At 60.8% G+C, this 11530-nt stretch carries 11 protein-coding genes and 1 pseudogene; 8 read left to right on the forward strand and 4 right to left on the reverse strand.

What is annotated here, in order from left to right; translation table 11 throughout:
- Nucleotides 1-96: 96 nt before the first annotated feature.
- Genes pdhA through QRN31_RS06600 form a run of 3 tightly spaced genes read left to right on the forward strand, consistent with a single transcriptional unit; the run spans nucleotide 97 to nucleotide 3310 of the window.
- Nucleotides 97-1191, forward strand: coding sequence for a pyruvate dehydrogenase (acetyl-transferring) E1 component subunit alpha (gene pdhA / locus QRN31_RS06590; protein WP_414923998.1), 1095 nt, complete (start codon nucleotides 97-99; stop codon nucleotides 1189-1191).
- On the forward strand, nucleotides 1184-2173 hold the full coding sequence (locus QRN31_RS06595) for an alpha-ketoacid dehydrogenase subunit beta (protein WP_285430921.1): 990 nt from the start codon (nucleotides 1184-1186) through the stop codon (nucleotides 2171-2173). The genes pdhA and QRN31_RS06595 overlap by 8 nt, the downstream gene beginning before the upstream one ends.
- Nucleotides 2174-2200: 27 nt before the next feature.
- Nucleotides 2201-3310 (forward strand): dihydrolipoamide acetyltransferase family protein, encoded by a 1110-nt coding sequence (locus QRN31_RS06600; RefSeq protein ID WP_285430923.1) that lies wholly within the window; start codon nucleotides 2201-2203, stop codon nucleotides 3308-3310.
- Nucleotides 3311-3477: 167 nt separating this feature from the next.
- On the opposite strand, the pseudogene QRN31_RS06605 reads toward QRN31_RS06600, so the two are convergent.
- Nucleotides 3478-3732, reverse strand: a pseudogene (locus QRN31_RS06605) (YebG family protein); the annotation flags it as partial.
- A gap of 357 nt (nucleotides 3733-4089) precedes the next feature.
- Here QRN31_RS06605 and QRN31_RS06610 point away from each other — a divergent pair.
- On the forward strand, nucleotides 4090-4590 hold the full coding sequence (locus QRN31_RS06610; protein WP_222589840.1) for a phosphate-starvation-inducible protein PsiE: 501 nt from the start codon (nucleotides 4090-4092) through the stop codon (nucleotides 4588-4590).
- Here the strand turns inward: QRN31_RS06610 and QRN31_RS06615 are convergent.
- The 3 genes from QRN31_RS06615 to QRN31_RS06625 all read right to left on the reverse strand — a co-directional run bounded on the left by QRN31_RS06615 (nucleotide 4587) and on the right by QRN31_RS06625 (nucleotide 7859).
- The gene (locus tag QRN31_RS06615) at nucleotides 4587-4904 is read right to left on the reverse strand and encodes a DUF3509 domain-containing protein (protein WP_285430924.1); all 318 of its coding nucleotides are present in this window, start codon (nucleotides 4902-4904) and stop codon (nucleotides 4587-4589) included. The two genes, QRN31_RS06610 and QRN31_RS06615, sit on opposite strands and share 4 nt — an antisense overlap.
- A gap of 215 nt (nucleotides 4905-5119) precedes the next feature.
- Nucleotides 5120-6421, reverse strand: coding sequence for a serine/threonine transporter (locus tag QRN31_RS06620; RefSeq protein ID WP_285430925.1), 1302 nt, complete (start codon nucleotides 6419-6421; stop codon nucleotides 5120-5122).
- A gap of 61 nt (nucleotides 6422-6482) precedes the next feature.
- Nucleotides 6483-7859 (reverse strand): L-serine ammonia-lyase, encoded by a 1377-nt coding sequence (locus QRN31_RS06625; RefSeq protein ID WP_285430926.1) that lies wholly within the window; start codon nucleotides 7857-7859, stop codon nucleotides 6483-6485.
- A 136-nt stretch (nucleotides 7860-7995) separates the two neighbouring features.
- Between QRN31_RS06625 and QRN31_RS06630 the strand changes: the two genes are divergently transcribed.
- The 4 genes from QRN31_RS06630 to QRN31_RS06645 all read left to right on the forward strand — a co-directional run bounded on the left by QRN31_RS06630 (nucleotide 7996) and on the right by QRN31_RS06645 (nucleotide 11441).
- Nucleotides 7996-8943, forward strand: a complete 948-nt coding sequence (locus QRN31_RS06630) for a LysR substrate-binding domain-containing protein (RefSeq protein WP_285430927.1) — start codon at nucleotides 7996-7998, stop codon at nucleotides 8941-8943.
- Nucleotides 8944-9156: 213 nt separating this feature from the next.
- A complete protein-coding gene (locus QRN31_RS06635; protein WP_285430928.1) occupies nucleotides 9157-9564 on the forward strand; it encodes an HPF/RaiA family ribosome-associated protein in 408 nt (135 codons plus the stop codon).
- 327 nt (nucleotides 9565-9891) lie between these two features.
- A complete protein-coding gene (locus QRN31_RS06640) occupies nucleotides 9892-10455 on the forward strand; it encodes an RNA polymerase sigma factor (protein ID WP_285430929.1) in 564 nt (187 codons plus the stop codon).
- Entirely contained in the window at nucleotides 10452-11441 is a 990-nt protein-coding gene (locus QRN31_RS06645; protein WP_285430930.1) for a FecR family protein, read from the forward strand. Before QRN31_RS06640 ends, QRN31_RS06645 begins: the two co-directional genes overlap by 4 nt.
- Nucleotides 11442-11530 lie beyond the last annotated feature (89 nt).

Here is an 11530-nt window from a genome sequence, read left to right on the forward strand (position 1 = left end):
GTAAGGGCCTACCCGGCAAACTTGCTCCACAGGCCCGGCGTCACAAGTGTCGGGCCGGTTAACCGCACGCCGACCCCGCGTGCCAGGAGCCCTGTGATGTTTCACAAGGTTGAGCTGCCCTACACCCGGTTTTTATCCCCTGACGGTCAGTTGCTCGGCGAACTTCCAGCCTGGGCCGACGACTTCAATTTGCTGACGCGCCTCTATCGGCAAATGGTCCTGACCCGCCTCTTCGATCAGAAAGCCGTCGCCCTGCAACGCACCGGGCGCATCGGCACCTATGCGCCCACCTTGGGCCAGGAAGCCATCGGCGTGGCGATTGGCAGTGTGATGCACGCCGAAGACGTGCTGGTGCCGTATTACCGCGACACCGCGGTGCAATTGATGCGCGGGGTGCGCATGGAAGAAATCCTGTTGTACTGGGGCGGCGATGAGCGCGGCAGCGATTTTGCCGAACCGGCGGTGGCCGAGGACTTTCCGATTTGCGTGCCCATCGCCACGCAAGCGTTGCATGCCTGCGGCGTCGCCAGCGCCTTCAAGATCCGTGGCGAGCATCGGGTCGCGGTCACCACGTGCGGGGACGGCGCAACCAGCAAAGGCGATTTCCTCGAAGCCCTCAATGTCGCTGGCGCCTGGCAGTTGCCCGTGGTGTTCGTGGTCAACAACAACCAATGGGCGATCTCGGTCCCGCGACGGATTCAGTGCGGCGCTCCGACTCTGGCGCAGAAAGCCATCGGTGCCGGGTTCCACGGTGAACAAGTCGACGGCAATGACCTGCTCGCCGTTTACGACCGGGTGCAAGCGGCCCTCGAACGCGCGCGCCACGGCAAAGGCCCGGTGTTGCTCGAATGCTTGAGTTATCGCTTGGGCGATCACACCACCGCTGACGACGCCACGCGCTACCGGTCGGCGGACGAAGTCCGGCACGCTTGGCTCGAAGAACCGGTCAAACGCCTGCAGCGTTTCATGGTCGGGCAAGGCGTGTGGGACGAAGGCCGGGAGCAGGCATTGATCAGCGAATGCCAGGACCTGGTGCAGCGCGCTGTGGATAACTTCGAAGCGGCGGGTATTCAGGCCCCTGAATCGATACTGGATCACGTCTATGCAACCTGGCCTGATGCGTTGGCCGAGCAGCGTGACTGGCTGCTGGAGCGGGCGGCGCGCCGGGCAGGAGGTCCGGGCCATGAGTAACGGCAAGTTCACGCTGCTGGAAGCGGTGAATCTCGCCCTGCATCGGGCCATGAGCGAAGACGACAACGTCATCGTTCTGGGCGAGGACGTCGGGGTCAACGGCGGCGTGTTTCGCGCCACCCAAGGGCTGCGCGACAGCTTCGGTTTCAAGCGGGTGATCGACTCACCACTGGCCGAAACCATGCTCGGCGGACTGGTGATCGGCATGGCGGCGCAAGGCTTGAAACCAGTGGTGGAAATTCAGTTCATGGGCTTCATCTACGCCGCCATGGAGCATCTGGTGTCCCACGCCAGCCGCATGCGCAATCGCACGCGCGGGCGGATCACTTGCCCGATGGTCATGCGCACGCCGATGGGCGCGGGGATTCGCGCGCCGGAGCATCACAGCGAAAGCACCGAAGCACTGTTCGCGCACATTCCGGGGCTGCGGGTGGTCATCCCCTCGTCCCCGGCCCGAGCTTATGGCTTGCTGCTGGCGGCCATCGACAACCCGGACCCGGTGGTGTTTCTGGAGCCGACCCGGCTCTATCGGATGAACCCGCAAACCCTGGTGGACGATGGCAAACGCTTGCCGCTGGACAGCTGTTTCACCCTGCGCGAAGGCAGCGACATCACCCTCATCAGCTGGGGCGCCAGCGTCATGGAAACCCTGCAAGCCGCCACTGCGCTGGCCGAGCGCGGCGTCTCGGCGGAAGTGATTGACGTTGCCAGCATCAAACCGCTGGACCTCGACACCCTGGAAGCCTCGGTGCGCAAGACCGGTCGTTGCGTGATCGTCCACGAAGCGCCGCGCTCCTGTGGCGTCGGCGCGGAAATCGCCGCGAGCCTTTATGAGCGAGCGTTGCTGGAATTGCAGGCACCGATCCAGCGCGTCACCGCGCCGGACATTCCGCCGCCGCTGTATCGGCTGGAATCGCTGTACATGCCCAACGTCGACGACATTCTTCTGGCCTGCGACAACGTCCTGCTGCACCACTTCTAAAGAGACGCCCGACCCAAGGAGGCCGCGATGAAATATTTCAAACTGCCGGATCTGGGTGAAGGCTTGCAGGAGGCGGAGATCGTTCGCTGGCATGTCAGCGTTGGCGACACCGTCAAGACCGATCAACTGCTGGTGTCGGTGGAAACCGCCAAGGCCCTTGTGGACATTCCCGCGCCCTATGACGGCGTGGTGGCAAAACTGTATGGCGGCGAGGGCGACATCATTCACGTAGGCGAACCGCTGCTCGGGTACGAAGGCGAGGCGGACGCGGGCACCGTAGTCGGGCGGCTCGAGGGTGGCGGCAACAGTGAGGAGGATTCTTTTTTTATCGGAGCGGCACCTTCCACCCGCGAGCACTTGGCGATTCGAGCCACACCGGCCGTGCGTCAACTGGCCCGGCAGTTGGGCGTGGAACTGAGCGGGTTGAAAGGTTCCGGCAACGATGGACTGATCATTCGCAGTGACGTGGAAAGCGCTGCCCAGAACGATCGTGAACGGTTCGGCGGCGAGAAACTGCGTGGCGTACGCCGCAGCATGGCGCTGAACATGGCCCGCTCCCACGCCGAAGTGGTGCCGGTGACCCTTTACGGTGACGCCGACCTGCATCGCTGGGGCCAGGCACGTGAGCCGCTGATTCGACTGGCCAAGGCGATGGCGGCGGCTTGCGCGGTGGAACCGGTGCTCAACAGCGCGTTCGACGGCAAGACCCTGTCGCTAAAACAACACGAACGGCTCGACCTGGGCATCGCCGTCGACACCCCGGACGGTTTGTTTGTGCCGGTGCTGCGCGATGTCGGCCAGCGCTCGACGGCGGACTTGAAAGAAGGCGTCATGCGATTGCGCGCCGACGTGCAGGCACGCTCTATTCCGCCCAAGGAAATGATGGGCGCAACTCTGACCCTGTCGAATTTCGGCACTTTGTTCGGCCGCTACGCCAACCCGGTGGTGGTGCCGCCCCAAGTGGCAATCCTCGCCGCTGGCGCGATTCGCGACGAGCCGGTGGCCGTCGATGGCGCGGTAGTGGTGCATCCGGTGCTGCCGCTGTCGCTGACCTTCGATCATCGCGTGGTGACCGGCGGTGAGGCGGCGCGGTTCTTCAAGGCGCTGGTCGATGCCCTGGAGCAACCCGATGCCTGATTTTTCCCGGGCATGAAAAAGGCCCTGAGCCATTTGACTCAGGGCCTATTCAATTCGGGCGTTGCTTACTTCGTTGCCTTGGCCGCTTTGGCGGGCTTGGCGGGTGCAGCTTCCTCTGCTTCAACCGGGGCAGGCGCTTCAACCGGTGCAGCCTTTTCAATCACTTCAGCCGGCGCATTCAGCAGTTCGGACAGTGCATCCGGCTGGCTCTTGAATGCTTTGGCAAACACATCGCGATTCTTCGCCATGTAGATGCCGGCTTCTTCCACTTGCTGCTCGCTCAGGGACGGAACGGCTTTTTGCAACACTTCAGCCAGCAATTCGGCCAGTTCGAGCATTTTGTCATGACGGTCAGCTTCGGCTTTATCCATGAACAAGCGCTCCAGATCTCGGCTGCTGCGGTATACCACTTCGACGGCCATTCACCACCTCACATGCCTTCACATTAGTTGTCTGTTTCGACCACTGTATTTATATACAGCGAAAAGGATAAGCGAATCCCTGCGCTTTGGGTAGTGGCTTTTTAATGTAGACCGAAATCAGGGTTTGTCAGCTAAACCGTGGTGCCGCCATCGCGAGCAAGCTCGCTCCCACAGGATTAGCGCTGACCCTGTGGGAGCGAGCTTGCTCGCGATGGCGTCTATCCAGACACCACCGACGTGCCTCATGTCACTCGGCCTTCATCTCAATTCACAGCCTCTGGCCTTTTTTCTGCATGCAGAACAACCGTCACGTCCAACTTGCATTATCCGGTCGAACCGACCTAAGGAAGCATCATCGTGAAAATCAACTGGGCCGAGAACCTGCGGCAGAACGTGCATCAACTCGCCGAGTCACTGGGCAACCTGTTCGTCGAGACTTTCCATTACATGGCGCTGTTCGCCATTGGTGCCGTGACCGCATGGGCGGCGGTGATGGAATTTTTGGGGATGATCGAGGCAGGACACATCAAGATCGATGACATCTTGCTGCTGTTCATCTACCTGGAACTGGGTGCGATGGTCGGGATTTACTTCAAGACCAACCACATGCCGGTACGTTTCCTGATCTACGTGGCGATCACGGCGCTGACGCGACTGCTGATCTCCAACGTATCGCACCACAATCCGCCGGACATCGGCATCATCTACCTGTGCGGCGGAATTTTGCTGCTGGCGTTCTCGATTCTGGTGGTGCGCTACGCGTCGTCGCAGTTTCCTTCAGTGAAGATCGAACACCCGCAGCGCAAGATCGGTGCGGGGTCCAGTGAGCATCCCGAAGTGGAGAAGGGCGAGCTTTAAAGCCTGCTGGCCGGGCGAGCCTGGCCTTTGACGGAGGGCGGCGGCAGGTTGCGATTGTCGCCGTCGGTCATGGCTTCAAGGATGGTCATGGCGCTGTGACCCTGTTCGATAGCAATGCCGAACTGAATGCTTTGCACCAGGCGCTTGAGGCGCTTGGGATCATTGCGCTGCTCGGCGCTGATCATCCGTTTGGCGACTACGCGACCGCCATTGGAAAGGGTCAGCATGATGCTGCCGTCCAGACCTTGAATGCTCAGATTGATCTGATAGTCCGGCGCAAAGGCATCGGTAATGAGCTGAAAGGGGTTGTCCATGATGCGTCACCGCCTGATTGAACGTGCAGTAGTTGACCGGCCATGATCGGGTTGGTTCGCCCCACCAGACCATTGGCAGATTGCTCGCCGAGGTTTCAAAAATCCTTTTGCCTCGCAGGTGATGTAGCAAGCGGCATGCCGGAAAAATTGTCGAACAATAAACCCGGCAAAAAACAGGCGGGCACGGTGGCCCGCCTTCTTTTTGCCTGCCCGTTTCAGGGCATGAATGAGTAGATGATCGCTGACAGTGCAATCAAACCGATCAACACCACGAACACATTCGATGCCTGCCCCGAGTACTGGCGCAAGGCTGGCACCCGACGGATGGCGTACATCGGCATCAGGAACAACAGGCACGCGATGATCGGTCCGCCAAGCGTTTCGATCATGCCCAGAATGCTCGGGTTGAACGTTGCCACGGCCCAGCAGCTGAGAATCATGAACAGCGCGGTGATGCGGTTCAGCCAGCTGGACGACATCACCCGGCCACGGCCGCGCAGGCTTTTCACGATCAGGCCCTGGAAGCCTTCGCTGGCACCGATGTAATGGCCGAGGAAGGATTTGGTGATCGCCACCAGCGCAATCAGCGGCGCGGCATACGCGATGACCGGGGTCTGGAAGTGGTTGGCCAGGTACGACAGGATCGAAATGTTCTGCGCCTTGGCCGCCGCCAGGTCCGTCGGGGACAGCGCCAGCACGCAGCTGAAGCAGAAGAACATCACCGTCACCACCATCATCGCGTGGGCAATGGCGAGGATGCCGCTGCTCTTGCGTTCAGCCTGCTCGCCATATCGCTGTTTCTGATCGACGGCGAAAGCAGAGATGATCGGCGAATGATTGAACGAGAACACCATCACCGGAATCGCCAGCCACAGCGTCTTGAAGAACAACGGCAGCGGCATGCCCTCGCTGGCGGTGGCGAAAAATGCCCCGTTCCAGTTCGGGATCAGGCTGAGGCCGAGCAGCAGCAACGCCGCGACGAACGGGTAAACCAGCACGCTCATGCATTTGACGATCACGCCCTGGCCGCAACGGACGATAGCCATCAGGCCGAGAATCAGCACCAGCGACAGGATCGCCCGGGGTGGCGGGGCAATGTGCAACTGATGCTCCATGAAACTGCTCAGGGTGTTGGTCAGCGCCACGCTGTACACCAGCAGAATCGGGAAGATCGCGAAGAAATACAGGAGCGTGATCAGTTTGCCGGCGCCGATGCCGAAGTGTTCTTCCACCACTTCGGTGATGTCCCCGGAACGACCGGACAGCACGAAACGGGTCAGGCCCCGGTGAGCAAAATAAGTCATTGGAAACGCCAGCACGGCCAGAATCAGCAGCGGCCAGAAACCGCCCACGCCGGCGTTGATCGGCAGGAACAGCGTGCCCGCACCAATCGCCGTGCCGTAGAGGCCGAGCATCCAGGTGGTGTCGTGTTTACTCCAGCCCTTGTGGGCGGTTTCGGTTTGGCGTGTCAGGTCTACAGCGGGATTATCGGCAGCAGGTGTACGTACATCGGTCATCGTTTGGCCTCGTTATTGTTCTTGCTCGGGCTCACGGTTACGGGCGGTCAGGAAATGCTCCTCAGCACTCCACCCAGCTCACCGCCAAGCCGCCCCGTGAAGTCTCTTTGTATTTGTCATGCATATCGGCGCCGGTATCGCGCATGGTGCGGATGACCCGGTCCAGGGAAATGAAGTGTTTGCCGTCGCCGCGCAGGGCCATTTGCGTGGCGTTGATGGCCTTCACGGCGGCAATCGCGTTGCGCTCGATGCACGGCACCTGGACCAGGCCGCCGACCGGATCGCAGGTCAGGCCGAGGTTGTGTTCCAGGCCGATTTCGGCGGCGTTTTCCAGTTGTTCCGGGGTGGCGCCAAGCACATCGGCCAGACCGGCGGCGGCCATTGCGCAGGCGGAACCGACCTCGCCCTGACAGCCCACTTCGGCGCCGGAGATGGACGCGTTTTTCTTGCAGAGAATGCCGACCGCCGCCGCGCCCAGAAAGAACGCCACGACGTCGTCGTCCGACGCATCCGGGTTGAATTTCATGTAGTAGTGCAGCACCGCCGGGATGATCCCGGCCGCCCCGTTGGTAGGCGCGGTCACCATTCTTCCGCCGGCCGCGTTTTCTTCATTCACGGCGAGGGCAAACAGGTTGACCCACTCCATGGCCGACAGGGTGGAGGTGATGACATTGGGCTTGCCGATTTCCAGCAGGCTGCGGTGCAATTTCGCCGCGCGGCGCGGAACATTCAGACCGCCGGGCAGGATGCCTTCGTGGAGCAGGCCTTGCTCGACGCACTCGCGCATCACCGACCAGATGTGCAGCAGGCCCTGACGAATTTCCGTTTCACTGCGCCAAGCCAGTTCATTGGCCATCATCAGCTCGGAAACCCGCAGGCCGTGCTGGTTGCAGAGCTTGAGCAACTCAGCGGCGCTGGAAAAATCGTACGGCAGCACCACGTCGCTGGTCGGCGCGATACCGGACTCGGCTTCGGCCGCTTCAATGATGAAACCACCGCCGATCGAATAGTAAGTCTGCTCCGACAATTCGCCGTTTTCACCGAAGGCTGTCAGGGACATGGCGTTGGGGTGGTAGGGCAGGCTCTCGTCGAGCAGCAGCAGATCGCGTTGCCAGTTGAAGGCAATCGTGGTTTTGCCGGCCAGGGACAATTCGCCGGTTTCGCGCAGGGCCTGGATTCGGCTATCGATGGTGGTCGGGTCGATGCTGTCCGGCCATTCGCCCATCAGGCCCATGATGCAGGCGCGGTCGGTGGCGTGACCGACCCCGGTCGCCGACAACGAGCCGTAGAGGCGGATTTCTACCCGACGTACGGCGTCCAGCAAATGCTGGTCAATCAGCGCCTGGGCGAAGGTCGCGGCGGCGCGCATAGGGCCGACGGTGTGGGAGCTGGACGGACCGATGCCAACTTTGAAGAGATCGAAAACACTGATAGCCATGCTAAAGCCTATACAAGCAATGGAAGAGGAATCGCTGCCATGTTTTGTAGGACAAGCGCAATGTCGGCGATACTGCCTCCCTCGGTCCGAGGTGACCAACGAAACTTCCTAAGACAGCCTTTAGCAGGACTAAACAATGAGTCGCCAATTGCACGCCCAGACTTACGTCTGGCTGCACGTGTTTTCCTGTGCCGCGCGGCACTTGTCGTTCACCCGTTGCGCCGAAGAACTGCACATCACGCCGGGTGCGGTCAGTCAGCAAATCCGCCAACTGGAAGAACGGCTGGGATTCCGACTGTTCCACCGTCGCGCTCGAGGCGTGGAGCTGAGCGCCGAAGGCCAGCGACTGGCCATCACGGTCAACGAGGCATACGGCAGCATCGATGCGGAATTGCGACGACTGGACGCGGGAATGATCAGCGGAATTCTGCGGCTGCGCTCGATTCCGTCATTCCTGAGCAAATGGCTGACACCGCGATTGCCGCGCTTGCAGCAACGCTTTCCGGACATTCAATTGCGTCTGGTGGCTGAGGACAGCAGCGTGCCGCTGCACGAGGGTGATTTCGACCTGGCGATCGATCTGAATGACGGCAGTTACCCGGGCTTGTTATCCACAACCTTGCTCGACGAGCAGATCTTTCCGGTCTGTGCGCCGAGCCTGTTGCGTGGTCGGCGACCGCTGCACGGCCCGGTGGATCTGGTGCACTTTCCGCTGTTGCACGACATCACCGCCTGGCGCGGCAGTTACGAGTACGCGGAATGGGAGTTTTACCTCAACGCCATCGGTTTCGAGGGGGCGGACGTGCGGCGCGGCCACACCTTCAACCGCAATCACCTGACCATCGAAGCGGCGATTGCCGGCATGGGCGTGGCGATTGCGCGAAGGACACTGCTTAACGATGAGCTGGAGAGGGGGACATTGATTGTGCCGTTTGGCTTGGCGGTGCCCAATCACAAGCGCTACGTGTTGCTTTATGCGCCGGGGGCGTTGAGCCATCCGGGCGTGCGCGCGGTGCATGACTGGCTGGTAGAAGAGGCCGCGGTTTTCCGCAGCTTGCACCCACTGGCGGAGCGACAGATGTGAGCAATTATGACAAACGAGCGATACGAGCCAACTCCCGACCTTAACAGCGCTTTTGCTCCTTGTCCGGCTTTTTCTGCGAATCCGGAATTATCTTTTTTTAGGGGTTGAAATGTTTGTCGAGCAGACCGATTGTGTAAACAAGAGGTCACGGTAATGACGCCCAAGGGCTAGTCGAAGGGCCTCTCGCGAGCTAGCTGAAATAAGGGATGAACTATGCAAATCCAAGTCAACAGTGATAACCATATTCAAAGCAGCAACCGACTGGAGGAGTGGGTACGTACTACCATTGAGAGCACGCTCGAACGCTATGAAGAGAACCTGACCCGCGTCGAGGTTCATCTGCGGGACGAGAACGGCGACAAGCCTGGTCCCCACGATTTGCGCTGCCAGCTGGAAGCGCGGCCAAAAGGCCATCAACCGATTTCTGTCACTCACAAAGCCGACACTCTGGAGCAAGCCATCGACGGTGCGGCCGAAAAACTTGAACATGCGCTGGATCACCTGTTTGGCAAACTGCGGGGCAAACCACGTGCCGCTGTGGTGCCGTTCGAAAGAGCCACAGCCGATGCGCTGTTGGAAGATGAATTTCTCCAAAACGAACAGGCTGCACAGAACGGTTAAGTCCTGAGTTAATTTCTACTTTTCCACTGACAAACGGGTCTGCTTATGCAGGCCCGTTTTTGTTTGTGTCGAGAACCGATCAGAGGTGCTGCTCAACACCTTGGCGACGCAGGCGGGCATCCGGCAATTGAATCGGCTTTGCGTATGAGAATATTTATCATTAGTATTGCGGCCTTGTTGACCGTGTGACGTTCACGCGGCCTCACCGTTTCAAGGTCGAAGCATGAAAGGCAAGATCAGCACGCTATCTGTTTGCTACCGACTGGTGGTCACTTGCCGGATGCTGGGCGGCTGTGGCGTTGCGGCGCCGGCGCAGTGGCCGAGCCGATGATCACCAGCCCCCCGGAATTGCGCGACGATGAACACCGGGGTGCCCGCGCGCATTTTCTTCAGGTGTTCCTGTCCCAGCGCTCGCAAATGGAAGCGCTGGTGAACCGGCGTGTCGGCTGCCAGGCGACCGCCGCTGATCTGGTGCAGGACTTGTTTCTGCGTTTCTGGCGCCGGCCTTTGGTGCAAGTCGAGGAGCTCAGCACTTACTTGCTGCGTTGCGCCGGCAACATCGCCATCGATCATTTACGCAGCGAAGGCGCACGGGTGCGGGTCAACGAAGGCTGGGCGCCGGACCCGCCAGACAGCCAGGGCAGTGAGCCGCAAGCCGCCTTGGAGGCGGGCAACGATCTGCGTCATGTCGAAGCGGCATTGCGCGCGTTGCCTGAGCGCACCCGGCACATCTTTCTGCTCAATCGCATCCACGGTCGCAAATACGCCGAAATCGCCACGGCCATGGGCCTGTCCCAAAGCGCTGTGGAAAAACACATGATGCGCGCCCTCGAGGCCTGCAAGGCCAGCCTGCGGGAACCGCCCATGCGCACGCCAGGGAAAGCACCTTGAACCCATTCGACCGCGTCACCCCGACGCCCGCGCAAGAGCAGGCCGCGTTGGCCTGGCTGCGCCTTTTGCACGACCAGCCCAGCAGCGGCGACCAGCTCACGTTCAGTCATTGGCTGCAGGCCGATCCCGCGCATGCCGAGGCCTATGCTCAGGCACAAGTGCTGTGGGAACTCAGTGAAGGGCCGGCACGAACGCTGGCCCATGAAGAAGCGTTTGCCTTGCAGGGTTACCTCAATGCTATCAATTCCTCTCGCCGCCACAGCGTGCTGCGTTGGTCGGGGGCGCTGGCCGTGGCGGCGTGTCTGTTGCTGATGATCGGTTTCGGCGTTGGATGGCAGCCGTTGCGATGGATCGATGATCTGGGGGCCGACTATGTCTCGGCACCGGGGCAAATCAAAACCGTTACGTTAGCCGATCAGTCGCAAGTCACGCTGGATGCCGACAGCGCCATCGCGGTGGATTTCAGTCGCGGTGAGCGCCATGTTCAATTGCGGCGCGGTGCCGGATTTTTCAGCGTGACGCACACCGGCGATCCGTTTGTGGTCGAAGCCGAAAAGGGTCAGGCGCGGGTGTTGGGCACGCAGTTTGAAGTGCGCCTGCAACCGCACGGCGCGCGAGTCACTGTGCTGTCCGGACGGGTCGGCGTGACGGCGGACAATCAAGCCGAGCAGCAAATCCTGACCGCCGGCCAGCAAGTGGCGTACGGCGAGGGCTCGGCGGAAAAACTGCACCCTGTCGACAGCGAAGCGCAGCTGGCCTGGCGTCAGGGCTGGCTCAATTACTACAAGGCGACGCTGGCCGAGGTGGTGCAGGATCTGCGGCGTTATTACCCGGGGCAGATCGTGTTGCTCAACGATGAGCTGGCGGCGCGGCGGGTCAGTGGCAGTTTCCCGAGCAAGGACCCGCAAGCGGTGTTGAGTTCGTTGCAGGGAGTGGTGGGGTTTGAGCAGACCAAGGTCATGGGACATCTGATTATTTTGCGCTGAGGCGGCTGGCCTCATCGCGAGCAGGCTCACTCCCACATTTGGAATGCATTCCCCTGTGGGAGCGAGCCTGCTCGCGATGGGGCCTGATC

It is taken from the genome of Pseudomonas sp. fls2-241-R2A-110, from assembly GCF_030209165.1.
In the GTDB taxonomy this organism is placed as follows: Bacteria; Pseudomonadota; Gammaproteobacteria; order Pseudomonadales; family Pseudomonadaceae; genus Aquipseudomonas.

Excerpts from the sequence above, each read along its gene's own strand:
- pdhA (WP_414923998.1), top strand. The coding sequence starts at position 97 with ATGTTTCACAAGGTTGAGCTGCCCTACACCCGGTTTTTATCCCCTGAC.
- QRN31_RS06595 (WP_285430921.1), top strand. The coding sequence starts at position 1,184 with ATGAGTAACGGCAAGTTCACGCTGCTGGAAGCGGTGAATCTCGCCCTG.
- QRN31_RS06600 (WP_285430923.1), top strand. The coding sequence starts at position 2,201 with ATGAAATATTTCAAACTGCCGGATCTGGGTGAAGGCTTGCAGGAGGCG.
- QRN31_RS06615 (WP_285430924.1), bottom strand. The coding sequence starts at position 4,904 with ATGGACAACCCCTTTCAGCTCATTACCGATGCCTTTGCGCCGGACTAT.
- QRN31_RS06620 (WP_285430925.1), bottom strand. The coding sequence starts at position 6,421 with ATGACCGATGTACGTACACCTGCTGCCGATAATCCCGCTGTAGACCTG.
- QRN31_RS06625 (WP_285430926.1), bottom strand. The coding sequence starts at position 7,859 with ATGGCTATCAGTGTTTTCGATCTCTTCAAAGTTGGCATCGGTCCGTCC.
- QRN31_RS06630 (WP_285430927.1), top strand. The coding sequence starts at position 7,996 with ATGAGTCGCCAATTGCACGCCCAGACTTACGTCTGGCTGCACGTGTTT.
- QRN31_RS06635 (WP_285430928.1), top strand. The coding sequence starts at position 9,157 with ATGCAAATCCAAGTCAACAGTGATAACCATATTCAAAGCAGCAACCGA.
- QRN31_RS06640 (WP_285430929.1), top strand. The coding sequence starts at position 9,892 with ATGATCACCAGCCCCCCGGAATTGCGCGACGATGAACACCGGGGTGCC.